We start from the raw sequence: 17,298 nt of genomic DNA on the forward strand, positions 1-17,298 counted from the left end.
GGCGCCATGGGCTACCGCGTACGCACACCGGATGGAGAGCTGCACTACCCCAGCCTGTTGGACGTGGAGGCGGCGTACAGCCAGGGCCTGGTGGACCCGAACGACGAAGTGCTCGAGGACGGACACTCCACCTGGCGCAAGGCGTCGAGCATCCCGGCGCTCGCCCGAGCCCGCCCCGCGACGAAGGGGCTCTTGGGGGGCACCCAGCTGCTCAGCGTCGCCGCCTCGGTGGTGATGGGCATCTGGGCGCTGATGCTCATCCTGAGCGACTCCTGGGCCCGGCGCGGGTTGGGCATCGTCCTGGCGCTGGGCGTGAGCGCGCTGCTCACCCGGGTGACGGCCAAGGCCTTCAAGCGGCCGGGCCCCACGAAGGACTGAGAGCCCATCCCCTCTCCCGCTCCCCTGCTCTCCAGGGGGGCACTCCCAACCTCCCCGCACCGCCCCTCCGTCCGCCCCATGTTCCCTCCGTTGTGGACCACATGGCGCGGCCCGGGGACCCGGCCCGTGCAGAGGGGAGGACGGCCTTGCTCAATACCTACCTTTCCCGCGAGGCGGCGCGACGGCTCAAGCATGGCGCGCCCTGGGTGCGTCGGGAGGACATCGTCTCGATGGAAGGCACCCCGCCCGTAGGGGAGGCGGTGCAGCTCCGGGACGAGGACGGACAGGTGCTCGGGCTGGCGGACGTGGACCTCGAGTCCTCCTACGCGGTGCGCCGGTTGGGGCTGCCGGAGGAATCGGCCGAGGGCCTCATCGCCCGTCACGTGCGCCACGCCTTCGAGCGCCGCGCGCGCATGGTGGATGACCCGCGCTTCTGCCGCTCCATCAACGACGACGGCGACGCCCTCCCCGGCCTCATCGTGGACCGCTATGACACGCACCTCGTCGTCCAGACGCTCACGCGCGCCATGGACGCCCGGCTGCAGGAGATCACCCGCGCCCTCGTGGAGGTGAGCGGGGCGGAGTCCGTCCTGTTGCGCAACGACACCACCCGGCGCCGGCAGCTCGGCCTGCCCGTGCAGCGGCCCCATGCCCTCTACGGCAACCCGCCGCGCTGGAGCCGCGTGCTGGAGCTGGGCGCGCGCTTCACGGTGGACCTCACCTACGGCCCGGGCGTGGGCTATCCCTATGATCAGCGCGAGCTGCGCCGCTTCATCGCCCGGCTCGCCCAGGGCGCGCGTGTGTTGGATCCGAGCTGCCATGTGGGCGGACTCTTCGTCCACGCCGGGCGCCATGGTGCCCGCTCCATCCTCGCCTTCGACAGCGACGCGGACACGGCGGACCTGGCCCGGGAGAACGGAGAAGCCAACGGGTTGTTGGGGCGCCTGCGGGTGGAACGCGGCGATGCGCTCACCGTACTGCGCGGCCTGCACGACACCTTCGACCTGGTGTTGTTGGACACCCCCGAGGCCACCTCTCGCGAGTCCTTCATCGAGCAGGTGCGCCTGGGCCTGCGCGTCACCCGCCACGGCGGCACCCTGCTCATCGTCGGCTACCACCCGCCCCTGCCCACGGGCGGCTTCGACGAGCTGGTGGCCGAGGCCTGCGAGCAGGAGGGACGCATGGGCTTCCGCTTCGCCCGGCTGGGCCTGCCGCCGGACCACCCCACCCTCGTGGGTTTCCCTGGCACCGACTACCTGTCGGGTATCGTCCTGGAGACGAGCTGACCCGCCCTACTTCTTCGTCGCGTGTTTGCGCACGGCCCGGAGGACGTCCGGCACGGACGTCTTGTTCGCCCGGTCGGCGATCCACTTGGGCACCGAGCCCCCCGGGTCCGTGTAGAGATAGTAGGTGGCGAAGGTCTTCTTCCCGTCCTCGCGCGGCTCCAGCAGCCAGTAGCCCGTGTTGAGTTTCACACGCACCACGCCCTTGCGCTCGGGCGGCACCCCCTCCGTGGCCGCGGTCCAGGAGGACTTCAGGAAGCCCTTCCCGTCCTTCCAGTCCGACTCGTCGACGATGCGGATGATGAAGTCGCGTTTGTCCACCAGCGGGGCGTTCACCACGCAATGGAAGACGATGACCTTTCCGTCCTGCTCCGAGGACAGCACGCGGCTCTCCTCGGTATAGGGCATGGTCTTCGTGTAGTGGTTGTAGTCACGAATGACCCGCCACACGTCCCGAGGAGGCGCGTCCACGAGGGCGGTGGCCTTCACCTCGGACACGGAGCCTCCCTCGGGGGTCCGGGCCATCACGATGATCCCGTCATCGCGGGCCACCTGACGCCAGGCCGGTTCATCGGCGCCAGCCAACAGGACGAGCAGGGGAAGGGCGGAGAAGAAGGACATGAATACATCCTAACCGCCGAACCGCCTGGGTGGTGCTAGTGTCCGCCCCCGAGATGACGACCGACAATCAGGCCGACAACGCCCCCACTTCCTCCCCCACTGATGCCTCCGTGGAGACGGTGCGCAAGGTGTACGCGAAGGACCTGCGCGAGAAGGACTCCGTCAACACCGTCTTCCGCGTCACGAAGAAGGACCGCGTCACCGCGCGCAGCGGCAAGGTGTTCCTCTCCGTGGTGCTCGTCGACAAGAGCGGAGAGATCGACGCCCGCGTCTTCGACAAGGTCGAGGCCCTCGAGCCCGCCTTCGCCACCGGTGACTACGTCCTCGTCCGTGGCAATGTCATCGCCTTCCACGGCAAGGTGCAGGTGGTCATCGAGTCCCTCGAGCGGCTGGACCCCGAGCCGTTGGATCCCAAGGAGTTCGAGCCCCCGGCGGCGCCCGCCCCCGCCCCCGCCGAGCAGGCCCCCGCGCCCAAGGCCGCCGCTCCCGCCCGCGAGCCCCGTGAGGAGCGCCGGAACGAGGAGCAGGCCGCGCCCAGGACGGGTGGCGAGGGCCACGGAGGCGCCCGCGCCGTGGGGCAGATCCGTGAAATCATCACCGAGCGCGTGAACGATCCCCACGTGAAGGCGCTGCTGCTGGCCTTCCTGGATGATCCGCAGATCGCCGCGGGCCTCCCGCAAGCGCCGGCCGCCAAGGGCGTGCACCATGCCTACCGCGGCGGACTGGCCGACCACCTGCTCTCCGTGATGCGGCTCACCCTGCGCGTGGCGGACCACTACCCCATGGCGGACCGTGACCTGCTGCTCGCCGGCGCCTTCCTCCATGACGTGATGAAGGTCGCGGAGATCTCCCCGGAGAAGGGCTTCGAGTACACCGACGAGGGCAAGCTGGTGGGCCACCTCGTCATGACGGCGCAGAAGATCCGCGAGAAGACGCTCTCCCTGCCCAACTTCCCGCCCCTGCTCGAGCAGCACCTCACCCACATCGTCCTCTCGCACCACGGGCGTCTGGAGTACGGCTCGCCCAAGCTGCCGGTGACGATCGAGGCCCATATCGTCCACGCGCTGGACTCGCTGGACTCGCGCATCGCCTCGTGGGTGGAGGCCATGCAGCGCGACCCCAACGACAAGTGGACGGAGAACCTGCGGCTCTACGAGCGCTCGCTCTGGAAGGGCCCTGTGCCCACGGCGCGGGGCCGGGCGCCCGTGGAGGGAGGCGGCCGCAAGAAGTTCAAGGAGAAGAAGCCCAAGGAGCGGCCGGAGAAGACCGCGGGCGAGGCAGCGCCGTCGCAGCGGCCCGAGAAGGCCGAGCGGCAGGAGAAGCAGCGCGAGCCCAGGCCGCCTCGCGAGCCTCGGGAGCCTCGCGAGGCCCGGGAGCCTCGCGAGCCCAAGCCGCCGCGCGAGCCGGTGAGCGTCCCCAAGGAGCTGACGTTCAAACCCTTCAGCGTGCTGACGGCGAAGACGGAGCCCGCCAACAAGCCCGAGGGGGGCTCTGACTCGGAAGGCTGATCATGGCGAAGAAACTCGGGGAGCGGCTCGTCGAGGCGGGACTCGTCACGACGGACGCCATCCAGAAGGCGCTGGAGCACCAGAAGATCACCGGCCACCGGCTGGGGGACTGTCTGGTGGAGATCGGCCTGCTCCAGGAGGCGGCGTTGCTGCGCTTCCTGGCGGCCGAGTTCCAGACTCGCTTCGTCTCCGCGGAGAAGCTGGCCAAGGCCCGCATTCCCACGGAGGTGCTGGACAAGGTGCCGGTGCGGCTGGCGGAGGCGCAGAACGTGCTTCCGCTGGCGATCGACCCGGAGCGCAAGCTGCTGTCGGTGGTGGCGGCCGAGCCGCAGAACAAGAAGCTGATGGACGAGATCGCCCTGGTGACGGGGCTCTCCGAGGTCTACGCGTACGTGGGCCTGCGCAGCACCATCGCCGCCGCCATCCGGAAGCACTACTACGGAGACCCCACGGCCTTCGCGTCGCTGGAGGTGGTGACCGCCCAGATCCGGGCGGATGTGTCCACCATGGCCAGCGCGTACGAGAGCACCACGGGGCCGGCCCCGAGGAGCAGCCTCCAGCTCCGCCTGGAGACGGACGCCCGGCTGCGGATCCAACGCCCGGGCCCACCAGCGCGGCCCAATACGTCCCGCAGCGATGTGCTCCAGGGCTCGCGCGGGACGGTGACGGACAAGGACTACATCGAGACGCTGAGCATCCTGGTGACGATGCAGGAGCGCGAGCGCAAGCACCACCGGGGCCACTCGGCGCAGGTGTCGCGGCAGGCGGCGGTGGTGGCCAAACGCCTGGGGATGCCGCCCCGGGACGTGGCGGCGGTGGCCATCGCGGGCTTCCTGCACGACCTGGGAAAGCCGGCCGAGCGGCACTTCTGCCTGGCCAGCAACGCGATGAATCCGGAGTGGATGGCCGAAGCCAAGCGCTACAGCCGGGTGCCGGTGAAGCTCTTCGAGTCGGTGCACCTGCCGGTGCAGGTGAACACCATGCTCGCGCAGCTCTACGAGGCCTACGACGGCTCGGGGACGCCGCAGGGAGCCAAGGGCGACGACATCACCCTGGGCGCGCGCATCCTGGCGACGGTGGACAGCTTCCTGGAGCTGACGAAGAACCCGGCCAATGCGTACGGGAAGGTGCTGACCAAGGAGCAGGCGCTCGAACACCTGCTCGAGAACTCGGGCAAGCTGTACGACCCGCTGGTGGCGGACATCGTCATGAGGGTGCAGAGCGGCGAGCTGCTGCGCCAACGCATCGCCAATGACGGGCGGCAGATCCTCGTCGTCGAGCCGGAAGAAGGCACGCGTACGGACTTGCTGGAGTCCTGCCAGAAGAAGGGCCTGGTGGTGCACGCGCTCTCACTGCTGGAAGGGGCGTACGACGCGCTGGTGTACCAGGACTGCGACGTACTGGTGGTGGGGCTGAAGTTCGGGCTGGACGAGGTGCTCGGGCTGCTCCAGGCGGTGCGCGCCTCACCGGAGCACGCGGGGCTACCGGTGGTAGTGCTCGGAGATCCGGACCCGGGCACGCGCGAGCGGCTGATGATGGGCGGAGCCACGGCGGTGCTGGCTCCCACGGCGCCGGACGAGGCGGCGAAGACGATCCGCGTCCTGTACGACGATCGCATCCTGCACAACGGCCCCGCACGAGTGGTGCGAGGGAGCCTGGACGAGATGCCCGCGCAGGAGCTGCTCAAGATGCTGGGAGCGGGCAAGAAGTCGGGGCGGCTGTACCTGAAGCAGAACGCCCACGAGGGCTTCCTGCACATGGAGCAGGGCAAGCTCGTCTACGCGACCGTCGCGGGACTGAACGGCGAGCAGGCGATGCAGACGCTGCTGAGCTTCCAGCAGGCGGACTTCCGCTACGATCCGGACGCGCTGTTGCTGGACGTGCCGCAGATGGACAAGGAGCTGCAGCTCGTTGCCCAGCAGGCCACGACACGAAGGCCCACGACGACCACGGCCGCCGTATAACCCCCCTCTCCCTCCGGGAGAGGGTCGGGGTGAGGGTATCTCGTGCCTGTCATCACACGGTGAACCCGAACAGCGCCGCCGCGTTGGCCGTGGTCACCTCGGCCACCTGCTCGAGGGTCACACCCTTCAATTCGGCGACCTTCCTGGCCGTCTCGACGACATACGAGGGCTCGTTCTTCTTGCCCCGGTAGGGAACAGGAGCCAGATACGGGCTGTCCGTCTCCACCATCAGCCGGTCCAGGGGAGCGAAGCGCACGGCGTCCTGGAGCGCCTGGGTCTTCTTGTAGGTGACGACGCCGGACAGCGACAGCATGAAGCCCAGCTCCAGGTAGCGCCGGGCCGCGTCGGTGTCCCCGGTGAAGCAGTGGATGACGCCGCGGCTCACGCCCTCTTCCTTCAGGATGGCCTCGCAGTCGCCATGCGCGTCCCGCACATGCACCACGAGCGGCTTGCCGAGCCGCTTCGCCAGCGCGCACTGCCTCCGGAACACCTGTGCCTGCACGTCCCGGGGAGAGTGATCGTAGTAGTAATCGAGCCCCGCCTCGCCCACGGCGTGGATCTCCGGGCGGGCACACGTGCGCTCCAGGTGCTCGAGGTCCGCCTCGGTGGCGCGAGCCGCCTCGTGCGGATGGATGCCGAGCGTGGGCGTGAGAAAGTCGGGATGAGCGGCGGCGACCTCCAGGGCGATGCCCCAGTCTCCGGGGCCCTGGAACTGGCCGACGATGACGGCATGAACCAACCCGGCGGCGCGGGCGCGCTCCAGCGCGGCGGTCACCTGCGCGGACTCGGCGCGATCGAAGTGGCAGTGGGAATCAACGAGCCTCATGGCATTTCCTCGATGAGCTCGGAGAGCTCGGCACGGGCCTCGGCGGAGAACGCGGGCAATACCGCGCGCACCCGGTCACGGCCCTCGGGAACGCCGAGCAGCCACAGGCCCTCGGCGGCATCGAGCCGGTAGTCCTCGTGGACCCCGGGCTCGTCGAGCAGGGACAGCAACCACGGCAGGGCCTTCGGGTCACCCAATCGGCCCAGCCCACGCGCCGCCGCGCCCCGGCAATCGTCCTTGGGATCGGAGAGGATCGCGTGCAGCCGCTCGATGGCGCCCGGGGCCTTCACCTCGCCACATAGCTCCACGGCGAGGGCCCGGTCCTGGGCCCAGTTCCACCGCCGCCGCTCGGTCCGCTTGAGGAGCCAGCCGGCCCCCTCGGGATCGCCCAGCTTCGCGAGCACGCCGGCCGCCTGGGTGCGGTCGAAGGCGGGCAACATCCAACGGCGGAACAGACGCTGAACGGCGGGCAGCGCACGCGCATCCCCCAGCTCGGCGAGTGCCCCGAGCGCACGGAAGCGCAGCAGATCCTCATTGAGCGCTTCGACGAGCACGTCCAGTCCGGCCGGGTGCTTGAGGGCGGCCATGCCGCGAGCGGCCTCGAAGCGGACCTCGAAGACGGGATCCTCGAGGGCCTGGGCCAACGTGCCGCGACAGTCGGGCCGGGCGAGATCGGCGAGGCGTCCGGCGGCCTCCAGACGCACCAGGCTCTCCTCGTCGGCGAGTTGCCCGGCGAGGAACCCGGGAAGCTCCTCGGCGGACAGCACCGCGGTGGCCATGCCCACGCCGGTGCGGCGCACGGCCACCTGCTTGTCGGCGAGCAGCCGCGTGAGCGCCTCGGAGAGCTCGGGCGCGCGAGAGGCGTCCTCGGCGGCCAGATGGAAGAGGAACTCCGCCGCCTCGGCGCGCTTGCCGGGGTCCCTCTCCCGCTCGAGGGTGAGAAGGGCCCGGTCCCGTTCGACCCACCAGTCCGTCACGCTCACTTCACCTCGGAGCCGGGAGGCATGTCACCCGGGTCCAACAGGGACAGGTCCTTGCCACCGGGGCCCGCGGTCAGAATCATCCCGCGCGACTCGATGCCACGCAGCATGCGCGGCTTGAGGTTGGCCACCACCACCACCTTGCGGCCCTGCACCTGCTCGGGCTGGAAGGCCTCGGCGATGCCGGAGCAGATGGTGCGCGGCTGCTCCTCGCCCAGGTCCACGGTGAGCTTCAGCAACTTGTCCGCCTTGGGCACGCGCTCGGCGGCGAGAATCTTGCCCACCTTGAGCACCACCTTGGCGAAGTCGCCAATCTCGATCTCTCCCGGCGCGGCCTCGGCGGGCTTCGCCTCGGGGGCCTTGGCCTCGGCGGGCTTGGGCTCGGAGGCCTTCTTCTTGCCCTCCTTGGCCGGCTCGGCGGCGGCGGGAGGCTGGCCGAGGATGGCGTTGACGCGGTCCTCCTCCAGACGCGGCAGGAGCGGCTCGGGGGTACCCACGGGCCGGCTGCGGTCGAGCAGCGGGTAGCGCGCGGTGGCGAGCGCCTCGAAGGTGAGCGGCGGCGCGTTGAGCTGCGCGAAGAGCTTCTCCGTCACGCGCGGAATCACCGGCGAGAGCAGCGCACCGAGCAGATAGGCCACCTCGGCGGCGTCGCTCAGGTCGGCGCGAGCGGCCTCGGGATCCGTCTTCACCTTGGCCCAGGGGGCCGCGTTCTGGAGGAAGCCGTTCGCCGTCTGGGAGATTTCCGTGATGATGCGGATGGCGTTGCGGTACTCGAGCTTCTCGAAGGCCTCGCGCACCTCGGGGACGCGGGCGAGCGCGGCCTCCACCAGCGCCTTGCCGGGACCCTCCTTCGTGGCGGGAGCGAGCCGCTTCTCCAGCACCGCGCCCGCGAGCATGGACAGGCTGCGGTTGGCCAGGTTGCCGATGTTGTTCACCAGCTCGCCGTTCACCCGGAGGCGGAAGTCCTTGAGGCTCAGGTCGATGTCCTCGATGCCCGAGCCGAGCGTGGCGGCGTAGAAGTAGCGCAGGTAGCTCGGGTCCAGGTGCTCCAGGTAGGCGCGCGCGGCGATGAGGGTGCCCCGCGTCTTCGACATCTTCTCCCCGTTGAGGGTGAGGTGGCCGTGCACCTTGATCGCATCGGGCCGCTTGAGACCGGCCACCTTGAGGACGGCGGGCCAGAAGAGCGCGTGGAAGTAGACGATGTCCTTGCCGATGAAGTGGACGATGCGGGCATCGCTGCCCTCGGCCCAGTAGTCCAGGGCGCTCTTCGCCTTGCCCGTCGTCTGGGCCCACTTCTCCGTGGTGGCGATGTAGCCGATGGGGGCGTCCAGCCAGACGTAGAAGTACTTGTCCGTCTCACCCGGGATGGGGAAACCGAAGTACGGACCGTCGCGGCTGATGTCCCAGTCCGCCAGACCCTGCTCGAAGAAGCCCTGGAGCTGGGTGGCGAGGCCCTGGTGGAGGAAGTCCGGCTTGCGCAGCGTCTCCTGCAGGAAGCCCGCGTGGTTCGACAGCTTGAAGAAGAGATGCGGGGACTTGCGGCGCACCGGAGGCGTGTTGCACAGGGCGCACCGGGGCTCGATGAGGTCCGTGGGGGCGTAGGCCTTGCCACACTTCTCACAGGCGTCGCCGTATTGGTCGGCCGCCTTGCAGTTGGGACAGGTGCCCTTGATGAAGCGATCCGGGAGGAAACGCTTGTCCACCTCGCAGTAGGCCTGCTCGACGTCGCGCTTCTCGATGTCCCCGTGCTCCTTCAGCCGCCCGTAGATGAGCTCGGCGTAGTGCTTGTTCTCGGGCGAGTTGGTGGAGTGGAAGTAGTCGAACTGGACGCCGAACTCGCGGAAGTCCGCCTGATGCGCCTCGTAGAAGCGCGCGATGAACTCCTCGGGCTTGAGGCCGTGCTTCGCGGCGTTCAGCTCGATGGGCGTGCCGTGGGTGTCGTCGGCACAGAAGTAGACGACGTCCTTGCCGCAGGAGCGCTGGAAGCGCACGTAGATGTCGGTCTGGATGTACTCGACCATGTGGCCCAGATGGATGGGGCCGTTGGCGTACGGTAGCGCGCTGGTGACGAGGATTCTCTCCGCCATGGGTTCTCCTGAGGGGGGGCGGACATTAGCCGCTCGAAGGGCTCCGGTCATCGGGAAGTAACGAAGGAACGCGCCTGATGCACCGGGGCCCCGGAGCTGTTATCGACCCCACACGATGTGCACCATCGTCATCCTCCGCCACATCCACCCCGACTACCCGCTCGTGCTGGCCGCCAACCGCGATGAGCTGTATGCCCGCCCGGCCGCCGGTCCCCAGCTCCTGTCCCCCGCTCCCCGAATCGTCGGAGGACGCGACCTGGAGCGGCAGGGCACGTGGATGGGGTTGACGGACGGCGGTTTCTTCGTGGGTCTGACGAACCAACGGGGTTCCGCGAACCTGACGCGGGCGCCACGCTCCCGGGGAGAGGTGGTCCTGCGCGCCCTGGAAGCCGGTGGCGTGGAGGGGGCCGAGCGCTACCTCGCGGGGCTGGATCCCCGGGAGTACAACCCCTTCAACCTGCTCTACGGTGACGCCGGGGTGCTCCGGGTGGCCTATGCCCGGCCGGATTCGGAGCGAATGCGCCTCGAGGACGTGCCCCCGGGCATCCACGTCCTGCCCAACGACGTCCTCGACTGCGCGGCCATGCCCAAGGTGGCGAGGGCTCGGAAGCTCGCGGAGAGAGCGGCACGGCAGCCCTGGCCCGAGGCCGTGCGGACACTCCAGGCCCTGCTGGCGGACCACGTGCTGCCGGAGCGCGCGCCGGAGCTCCTCCCCGAGGAAGAGGGCCTTCCCGAGATTCACGAGCGCCTGCGCCAGTACCAGGCGCTGTGCATCCATACGCCAGGATATGGGACCCGCTCGTCGGCCATCGTCGCGCTGACGCCTGGACGGGTGGCCCACTACCTGGCAGCCGATGTCTCCCCATGCCAGGGGCCGTATCGAGACGTCACGCCCCTGCTCTACCCCCGGTGAATGACGGCGCGTGACGCTCCGCGTCTCCCACAACGTCGGCTGGAAACGGCCCCGGTGTGTTCCCCGCCCTCCTTGCCCGCCAGTCGCGGGGGGGTCCTAATGGAGGGAATCCACACTCCGACACCGGGGGATGTCACATGAGCAGCAGCGCACGGAGGTACGGGCATGCCGTAGTCATCGGCAGCAGCATGGCGGGGCTGGTGAATGCCCGGGTCCTGGCGGACCACTTCGAGAAGGTGACGGTGCTCGAACGGGACGAGCGTCCCGCGGGTCCGGAGCCACGCAAGGGCGCCCCCCAGGGCCAACACGTCCATCTGTTGCTGGAGGCCGGAAAGCGGGTGCTGGAGGAGCTCTTCCCTGGCCTGACGCGAGAGACGCAGGACTCGGGCATGAACGTCATCGACTCGAGCCGGGACATGGCCTGGCAGCACTTCGGCGTGTGGAAGGTACGCGTCCCGAGCGGCATCGAGTCCGTGCTGTGCACCCGTCCCTACCTGGAATGGAACGTGTTCCAGCGGGTGAAGGCACTGCCCCAGGTGGAGATCCGGGAGAACGTCACCGTCGAGGCGCTGTGCACCGACGCGGAGAGGAAACGCGTCACCGGGGTGAAGGTGAGGGGGCCGGGCGGCGAGGAGACGCTGGAGGCGGACCTGGTGGTGGACGCGAGCGGCCGGGGAACGCGCTCGCCCCGGTGGCTGGAGGAGCTGGGCTACGGTCGGCCCGAGGAGGAGAAGATCGGCATCGACCTGGCGTACACGAGCCGGCTCTACAAGCGGCCCGCGGGCTTCCGGGACGACTGGAAGCTGCTGGTGCAGTACCCGCGCGCGCCGGACGGATGGCGGGCGGGGTTCATCTCGCACGTGGAGGGCGATCGCTGGATCGTCAGCGTGAACGGGTACTTCGGCGACCACGCGCCCACGGATGACAAGGGGTTCCTGGAGTTCGCCCGCTCCCTACCGCGGCCGGGCCTCTACGATTACATCCAGGACGCCGAGCCGCTGACGGCCCCGGTCACCCACAAGATTCCAACGAGCCGGTGGCTGCATTACGAGCGGTTGTCGCGCTTCCCCGAGCGGCTCATCGTCACGGGCGATGCCGTGTGCGCCTTCAACCCCATCTTCGGCCAGGGGATGACGACGGCCAGCCTGGGCGCGAAGATGCTGGGAGAGCTCCTCACCGGAAAGGAGCCGCACACTCCCGGAGAGCTGAGCGGGGTCTCGGAGCGGTTCCGCCGGAAGCTGCCCGGCATCCTCCGCATCCCCTGGTTCATGACGTCCGTCATGGACATGCACTACCCGCAGACGACGGGTGCACGACCTCCCGGAGTGGGGGTCCTGCACTGGTTCTTCGGCCGGCTCATCGAGCTGACCTCGGTGGACGCGAACGTCTACCACCAGTTCCTGCGGGTGCTGCACATGCGCGACGGCCTGGAATCGCTGCTCCAGCCGGGGATGGCGCTGCCGTTGCTCGCCTACGGGGCGAAGAGCCTGTTCGTCCCCCTCGCAGAACGGGCGAACGTGCACCGGATGCCCCAGGCGTAGAGGCGAAAAAGGCCCGTTGTCAGGATTTTTCGGGCCCCTTCGTCCGTGATGGCAGCTGCCCGGCCGGAGAGGCCCAACACGCCACTGGTAATCGCCTTCACAAAGCGACGCGGTTCAACTCCGCCCAAGACCTGGATTGGTCAGCCCAAAGAGTGGCTTCTCCACTCGGGCAGCGATTTCTTCTCCCTGCAGCGCTTCCAAGGCGTTCCGCAGGTCCGCCCAGAGGTCCTCGGGGTTCTCCAGGCCCACGCTGACACGGAGCATGCCCTCGGAGATGCCGCTGGCCTCGCGGTCCGTCGCGTCCACCACGCGGTGCGTGAGGCTCGCCGGGTGCTGGATGAGCGTGTCCACCGAGCCGAGGCTCACCGCCGGAGTGAGCAGCTCCAACCGCTCCATCACCCGGGCCGCCGCCTTCCCTCCACCCACCAGCTCGAAGGAGAGCAGGCATCCCGGCCCCCGCATCTGCCGGCCCACGAGCCCCTCGGGATCTCCACCAGCGAGCCCCGGGTACCAGGTGCGGGACACGGCCGGGTGCGAGGCCAGACGCTCCGCGAGGAACTGCGCGCCGCGCTGCGCCTCCCGGACTCGAACGGGGAGCGTCGCGAGGCCACGGTGCAGCATGTAGCCCGCCTCGGGGTGGAGCACGCCGCCGGTGGCGATGCGCACCTGACGCAGCCGCGCCGCCCAGGCCGAACACGTGGCCACCACGCCCCCCATGACGTCACCGTGCCCACCGAGGAACTTGGTCGCGCTGTGCAGCACCAGCGCGGCCCCGTGCGCGAGCGGGTTCTGGAGCACGGGCGTGGCGAAGGTGGAGTCCACCAACACCGGAACGCTGCCCGCCTGGGCCACCACCCGCGCGATGTCGATGAGCGCCAGCGTGGGGTTGGCCGGCGTCTCGATGACGACGAGCGCCGTGTCCGGACGCAGGGCCCTGCTCACCTGGTGAGGATGCGTCCAGGTGACCTCCATGCCCAGCAGGCCACTGTCCAGCAGATGGTCCGTGCCCCCGTAGACAGGGCGGCAGGCAACCACGTGCTTGCCTCCCTGGCGCGCCGCGAGCAGCACCGCCGTCAGCGCCGCCATGCCCGAAGCGAAGGCCACCGCCTCCTCGGCCCCCTCCAGCGCCGCGAGCGCCTTCTCGAAGCGGACCACGGTGGGGTTGTGCAGCCGGGCGTAGATGGGGTTGTCGCGCAGGGGACCGCCCTGGGCGAGCGCATCGAAGCACTCGCCGATGCCTCCGAGGCCGCCCACGGGGTAGGTGGTGGAGAGATCGATGGGCGGCGCATGAACGCCGAGATCGGTCAGGTCCTCACGGCCGGAATGAACCGCACGCGTTTCGAAACCGAGCTTCCTCATCCGAATTTCCTCCTGCGAACGGGAGGCCGGAAGGAATACGCTTCCGGGCATGAAAGGAACATCGAATAGCCTGCGGAAGCACGCGGCGGAACCCGCGCTGGACCGAATCGACTTCGCCATCCTGGAGGCCTTGCAGAACAATGCTCGGCTCTCGAACAAGGAACTGGCCGCCGAGGTGGGGCTCGCGCAGTCGAGCTGCCTCGCGCGAGTGAACCGGCTGAGAGAGACCGGCGTGCTCAAGTCGTTCCACGCGGAAGTGGACGCGCGAGCGGTGGGCATCGGGCTCCAGGCGATGATCGCCGTGCGGCTCCGGCAGCACTCACGCGAGCTGGTGGAGGAGTTCCGCCGCCACGCGCTCTCCCTTCCCCAGGTGCTGGCCGTCTACCACGTGGCCGGAGCCAACGACTTCCTCGTCCACGTGGCCGTGCGGGACGCCGATCACTTGCGAGACCTGGGCATGGACGCCTTCACCACCCGCTCCGAGGTGGCCCACATGGAGACGTCCCTCATCTTCGAGTTCGTGCGGAACCCCGGGCTGCCGCTCACCCCCGAGCCCTCGCAACGGCGGACTCGAAAACCGCCTCGATGAGGGGCGGAATGGAATCCCGGAGCCGGGGGTTCCATCTCCAGCCGCCGGTCACGGGGTCACTTTTCGGAGAGATTCGGAGAAGGTCCCCCTAGGCACGCGCCTCGAAACGTGACACACGGCAATGGTCGCCCCCCACAAGGAAGCGGCCTCCGGCTCAGCTCATTGAGACCGGACAAGAAAGAAGACGAGTAAATGGCAACTGGTAATGTGAAGTGGTTCAACGACGCGAAGGGTTTTGGATTCATCACGCAGGACGGCGGGGGCGAGGATCTCTTCTGCCACCACAGCGCGATCCAGACCCAGGGCTTCCGCTCCCTCCAGGAAGGGCAGAAGGTCGAGTTCGACGTCGCCCGTGGCCCCAAGGGCCTGCAGGCGCAGAACGTCCGCCCCGCCTGACGCGCCGTCAGAACCGGCACCCGGCCCAGTCTCCTCGCGAGGTTGGGCCTTTTTCATTTCCGGACACCCAGGCCCAACGGGATGACATCTCCGGGCCCGGTGATTACATCTGGAGCCCACCGCGCTCCGTTCCGGGAGCGCTACCGCCATGGGTTCCAACGAGGAGAGGCGGCTCGGCTTCCTCGTCGGACCAGCGGGCGCGATTCCATGCGCATCAGCACGGTTTCTCGGATCCGGTCTCTGGGAGGAGACGGATCTTTCTAGAACTCATTCCCTCGGAGTCTCATGACAGTCACATTCAACAAGAGGCAAAAGGAACGGGCGCGTCAGGAGCGCAATCAGGAGAAGGAAGCCCGGCGTGAGGAGCGCAAGCGGCTCAAGGCCGAGCGGCCCAAGGGCGAGGAGGGCGGACTGGATCCCGACATCGCCCACATCATCCCGGGGCCCCAGCCGCCGCTGGAGCACTGAGCACGGCCGTCAGGCGCTCCCGCAGACGGTCCAGAGCAGCCGCTCGATGACGAGCTTGCTGCTCGCGGACGACTTGAGCGCCAGGTCCGCATCGGCGCACGCCACCAGCGCATCGAGCAACTCTCGCCGCTTGTAGCGTGCGGCCCCCTGCATCGCGAGGAACGCCGCGTACGGGTGAGGGGCCTTGCCCTTCGCCGCCTTGGCCTCCTCCTCGATCCTCGGGAACACGCGCGCCTTGAAGTCCGGGAACGAGCGCGGCAGCGAGCCTCCCGCGAACTTCTCCAGCCGCTCGTGGTTCTCCAGCATACCGCGCGTGATGGAAGCCACCGCGCCCAGCAACTGGAGCCCGTGCACCCCCTGCCCCATCGCGTCCAACGTGTAGTCCAGCGCCGCCTTGAGGTTGCGGTTCTGCAGGGCCTCGGACAGCTCGAAGAACTCCTCCTCTCGCGTGTGGGCCACCAGCAGCGCCACGTCCGCGGCCTCGATCGTCGAGCCCTCCGCGTACGTCGCCAGCTTCTCCAGCTCCGACTGCAGGAGCCGCACGTTGCCGCCGACGCGCTCCTTGAGCTGCTCCGCGGCGCCCTTCCCCAGCTTCTTCTTGAAGGGCCGGAGGAACTCCTCGGCGAGTGGCTCGAGCTCGAAGTCCTTGTGGCGTGCCGCCACCTTGCGCTCGACCACCCGTCCCTTCTCCGCCGCGAGCTTCACCAGCGGGTTCTTCGCGTCCACCTCCGAGGCCGCCAACACCAGCGCATGCCCCGGCGGCACGCCCTTCTGGAACAGCTCCAGCAGCGCGCTCGCGTCCCCCTCGGGCGCGGTGATGCGCTCCTCGCGGCAGAACGCGGCCACTTCCTTGAGGAAGGCCAGGTCCGCCTCGGCCAGCTCGACGTTCAGCTCGTCCTTCCACTGCTCCACCGACGGCGCACCCCTCGCGCCCGGGTCGAGCTGATCCACGCCCCACCCCGCCCGCGCCGCCAGCGCCAACAACCGCCGGGCGCCCTCCTTGCGCTTGCCCGCCTTCCACGCCTCGCGCGCCTTGCCCAGCGCGTCCCCGCGGCCCTTCTTCGGCGCGAGGAACTCCGGGTCGCGCACCAGCACCACCTTGCGCCCGGGGAAGAGCGGCAGCGTGGCCAGCTCCTGCGCCACCTCGCGCGGCGAGCCCGCGTCCAGCACCGCGAAGTTCAGCCCCGCGGATGCGTCCGGCAGCAGCACCTTCACCAGCTCGTCGGCGCCCCGGCGCACCAGGTACTCCTCGCCCCACAGCAGGTAGAGCGGTTGCACCTTGCCGGCCTTCGCCTCGTCCAGCACGTCCTCGATGTCCGCGCTCATCGCCCCTCCAGCAGCTCGATGAGCATCCGCTCCAGCTGCAGCCTCGGCGCCGCGTTGCGCTCCACGATGGTCGCCTTCGTCTTCTCCAGCAGCGCGTGCCGCCGGTGCAACACCGTCTCGTGCGTGCGCTCGGCCACCTCGAGCGCGAGCGGCACCATGTCCCGGTTCGCCAGCCGCGCCACGCCCGCCTTCGCCAGCGACACGTCCCGCGTCCACAGGGAGAGGATGGAGAGCGCCTGCTCCGCCAGCTCGCGCGAGGCGCCGAACGTCTCGGCCCAGCGCAGCTGCGCGCCTGGCTGTCCGGGCTTCAGCGCCTCGAAGCCGGTGATGACCTCCTTGCGCGCCGCGAGCGCGTCGAGGTCCAACGCCAGGGCCCGCCCCAGACTGCCACCCGCCATCACCGCCGCCAGCTCCGCCGTCTGCGCGTCCAGCTTGCGCTCCTTCTGGAGCCGCTCGGCGACGAGCTCCACGGATAGCGGACCGAAGTACACCTTGCTGCACCGGCTGCGGATGGTGGGCAGCAGCTTGTCCGGCGCCGACGCGAGCAGGATGAGCGTGGTGTCCGCGGGCGGCTCCTCGAGCGTCTTGAGGAACGCGTTCTGCGCCTGCGGGTTCATCATGTGCGCGTCCACCACGATGGCCACCTTGCGCCTGGACTCGAGCCCGCGCAACGAGATGCGCTCCAGCAGTCCGCGGATCTGCTCCACGCGGATCTCCCGGCTGGGCGTGCCGCTGATGTCCGAGCGCCCCGCGAGCCCACGCGCCACGCGCTCGGCGTCCGGCATGAGTAGGGAGACGTCCGGGTGGGCGCCCTTGGCGATGCGGGTACACCCCGAGCAGGTGCCACAGCCCTCGTCGGGCTTTTCCGGGCAGGTGAGCGCCTGGGCGAGCCCCACGGCGGCGAGCTCCTTGCCCACGCCCTCGGGTCCGGCGAAGAGGTAGGCGTGATGAACCGCGCCGCTGCGAAGCGCCGCCTGGAGCGCGTCGATGGCGCGCGGCTGTCCGACGACCGAAGCCAACGTCATGGCGCGTGTATCCCCGCTCGCGCGGCACCCGTCA

Annotated in this window: 16 protein-coding genes; 9 read left to right on the top strand and 7 right to left on the bottom strand. The window is 69.3% G+C overall.

The annotated features are described in order from the left end of the window. Positions 1-6 precede the first annotated feature (6 nt). Entirely contained in the window at positions 7-378 is a 372-nt protein-coding gene (locus JQX13_RS48840; RefSeq protein ID WP_203406232.1) for a hypothetical protein, read from the top strand. A gap of 146 nt (positions 379-524) precedes the next feature. Next, positions 525-1,664 (top strand): class I SAM-dependent rRNA methyltransferase, encoded by a 1,140-nt coding sequence (locus JQX13_RS48845; protein WP_203406233.1) that lies wholly within the window; start codon positions 525-527, stop codon positions 1,662-1,664. A gap of 6 nt (positions 1,665-1,670) precedes the next feature. Here JQX13_RS48845 and JQX13_RS48850 read toward each other — a convergent pair whose 3' ends face one another. Next, the gene (locus tag JQX13_RS48850) at positions 1,671-2,282 is read right to left on the bottom strand and encodes an START domain-containing protein (RefSeq protein WP_203406234.1); all 612 of its coding nucleotides are present in this window, start codon (positions 2,280-2,282) and stop codon (positions 1,671-1,673) included. 53 nt (positions 2,283-2,335) lie between these two features. Between JQX13_RS48850 and JQX13_RS48855 the strand changes: the two genes are divergently transcribed. Continuing rightward, positions 2,336-3,790 carry a 3'-5' exoribonuclease YhaM family protein gene (locus JQX13_RS48855; RefSeq protein ID WP_203406235.1) on the top strand — a complete coding sequence of 485 codons (1,455 nt, stop codon included), beginning with the start codon at positions 2,336-2,338 and terminating at the stop codon, positions 3,788-3,790. A 2-nt stretch (positions 3,791-3,792) separates the two neighbouring features. Next, complete coding sequence (locus JQX13_RS48860) at positions 3,793-5,754, top strand: HD domain-containing phosphohydrolase (RefSeq protein ID WP_203406236.1); 1,962 nt, start codon at positions 3,793-3,795, stop codon at positions 5,752-5,754. A gap of 52 nt (positions 5,755-5,806) precedes the next feature. On the opposite strand, the gene JQX13_RS48865 is transcribed toward JQX13_RS48860, so the two are convergent. Genes JQX13_RS48865 through metG form a run of 3 tightly spaced genes read right to left on the bottom strand, consistent with a single transcriptional unit; the run spans position 5,807 to position 9,647 of the window. Beyond that, positions 5,807-6,580, bottom strand: a complete 774-nt coding sequence (locus JQX13_RS48865; RefSeq protein ID WP_203406237.1) for a TatD family hydrolase — start codon at positions 6,578-6,580, stop codon at positions 5,807-5,809. Then, positions 6,577-7,557: a HEAT repeat domain-containing protein gene (locus tag JQX13_RS48870; RefSeq protein ID WP_203406238.1), complete on the bottom strand. Its 981-nt coding sequence runs from the start codon at positions 7,555-7,557 to the stop codon at positions 6,577-6,579. Before JQX13_RS48870 ends, JQX13_RS48865 begins: the two co-directional genes overlap by 4 nt. 2 nt (positions 7,558-7,559) lie before the next feature. Then, entirely contained in the window at positions 7,560-9,647 is a 2,088-nt protein-coding gene (metG, locus tag JQX13_RS48875; RefSeq protein ID WP_203406239.1) for a methionine--tRNA ligase, read from the bottom strand. 115 nt (positions 9,648-9,762) lie between these two features. Here metG and JQX13_RS48880 point away from each other — a divergent pair, with 115 nt between their 5' ends. After that, entirely contained in the window at positions 9,763-10,560 is a 798-nt protein-coding gene (locus JQX13_RS48880; protein WP_203406240.1) for an NRDE family protein, read from the top strand. A gap of 137 nt (positions 10,561-10,697) precedes the next feature. Continuing rightward, positions 10,698-12,101, top strand: coding sequence for an NAD(P)/FAD-dependent oxidoreductase (locus JQX13_RS48885; RefSeq protein WP_203406241.1), 1,404 nt, complete (start codon positions 10,698-10,700; stop codon positions 12,099-12,101). A gap of 114 nt (positions 12,102-12,215) precedes the next feature. On the opposite strand, the gene JQX13_RS48890 is transcribed toward JQX13_RS48885, so the two are convergent. Further along, positions 12,216-13,460, bottom strand: coding sequence for a trans-sulfuration enzyme family protein (locus JQX13_RS48890; protein WP_203406242.1), 1,245 nt, complete (start codon positions 13,458-13,460; stop codon positions 12,216-12,218). Positions 13,461-13,509: 49 nt separating this feature from the next. On the opposite strand from JQX13_RS48890, the gene JQX13_RS48895 reads away from it, so the two are divergent. The 3 genes from JQX13_RS48895 to JQX13_RS48905 all read left to right on the top strand — a co-directional run bounded on the left by JQX13_RS48895 (position 13,510) and on the right by JQX13_RS48905 (position 14,913). Next, complete coding sequence (locus JQX13_RS48895) at positions 13,510-14,049, top strand: Lrp/AsnC family transcriptional regulator (protein ID WP_203406243.1); 540 nt, start codon at positions 13,510-13,512, stop codon at positions 14,047-14,049. 192 nt (positions 14,050-14,241) lie between these two features. Next, positions 14,242-14,445, top strand: a complete 204-nt coding sequence (locus tag JQX13_RS48900) for a cold-shock protein (protein WP_203406244.1) — start codon at positions 14,242-14,244, stop codon at positions 14,443-14,445. Positions 14,446-14,730: 285 nt separating this feature from the next. After that, complete coding sequence (locus tag JQX13_RS48905; RefSeq protein WP_203406245.1) at positions 14,731-14,913, top strand: hypothetical protein; 183 nt, start codon at positions 14,731-14,733, stop codon at positions 14,911-14,913. Between the two features lie 9 nt (positions 14,914-14,922). On the opposite strand, the gene holA is transcribed toward JQX13_RS48905, so the two are convergent. Beyond that, positions 14,923-16,239 (bottom strand): DNA polymerase III subunit delta, encoded by a 1,317-nt coding sequence (holA, locus tag JQX13_RS48910; protein WP_203406246.1) that lies wholly within the window; start codon positions 16,237-16,239, stop codon positions 14,923-14,925. Continuing rightward, positions 16,236-17,264, bottom strand: coding sequence for a DNA polymerase III subunit delta' (gene holB, locus JQX13_RS48915; RefSeq protein ID WP_203406247.1), 1,029 nt, complete (start codon positions 17,262-17,264; stop codon positions 16,236-16,238). Before holB ends, holA begins: the two co-directional genes overlap by 4 nt. Between the last annotated feature and the right edge of the window lie 34 nt (positions 17,265-17,298).

This window comes from Archangium violaceum (assembly GCF_016859125.1).
GTDB lineage: Bacteria > Myxococcota > Myxococcia > Myxococcales > Myxococcaceae > Archangium > Archangium violaceum_A.

Coding starts and splice junctions, on each gene's coding strand:
- JQX13_RS48840 (WP_203406232.1), top strand. CDS start 7: ATGGGCTACCGCGTACGCACACCGGATGGAGAGCTGCACTACCCCAGC.
- JQX13_RS48850 (WP_203406234.1), bottom strand. CDS start 2,282: ATGTCCTTCTTCTCCGCCCTTCCCCTGCTCGTCCTGTTGGCTGGCGCC.
- JQX13_RS48855 (WP_203406235.1), top strand. CDS start 2,336: ATGACGACCGACAATCAGGCCGACAACGCCCCCACTTCCTCCCCCACT.
- JQX13_RS48860 (WP_203406236.1), top strand. CDS start 3,793: ATGGCGAAGAAACTCGGGGAGCGGCTCGTCGAGGCGGGACTCGTCACG.
- JQX13_RS48865 (WP_203406237.1), bottom strand. CDS start 6,580: ATGAGGCTCGTTGATTCCCACTGCCACTTCGATCGCGCCGAGTCCGCG.
- metG (WP_203406239.1), bottom strand. CDS start 9,647: ATGGCGGAGAGAATCCTCGTCACCAGCGCGCTACCGTACGCCAACGGC.
- JQX13_RS48880 (WP_203406240.1), top strand. CDS start 9,763: ATGTGCACCATCGTCATCCTCCGCCACATCCACCCCGACTACCCGCTC.
- JQX13_RS48885 (WP_203406241.1), top strand. CDS start 10,698: ATGAGCAGCAGCGCACGGAGGTACGGGCATGCCGTAGTCATCGGCAGC.
- JQX13_RS48890 (WP_203406242.1), bottom strand. CDS start 13,460: ATGAGGAAGCTCGGTTTCGAAACGCGTGCGGTTCATTCCGGCCGTGAG.
- JQX13_RS48895 (WP_203406243.1), top strand. CDS start 13,510: ATGAAAGGAACATCGAATAGCCTGCGGAAGCACGCGGCGGAACCCGCG.
- JQX13_RS48900 (WP_203406244.1), top strand. CDS start 14,242: ATGGCAACTGGTAATGTGAAGTGGTTCAACGACGCGAAGGGTTTTGGA.
- JQX13_RS48905 (WP_203406245.1), top strand. CDS start 14,731: ATGACAGTCACATTCAACAAGAGGCAAAAGGAACGGGCGCGTCAGGAG.
- holA (WP_203406246.1), bottom strand. CDS start 16,239: ATGAGCGCGGACATCGAGGACGTGCTGGACGAGGCGAAGGCCGGCAAG.
- holB (WP_203406247.1), bottom strand. CDS start 17,264: ATGACGTTGGCTTCGGTCGTCGGACAGCCGCGCGCCATCGACGCGCTC.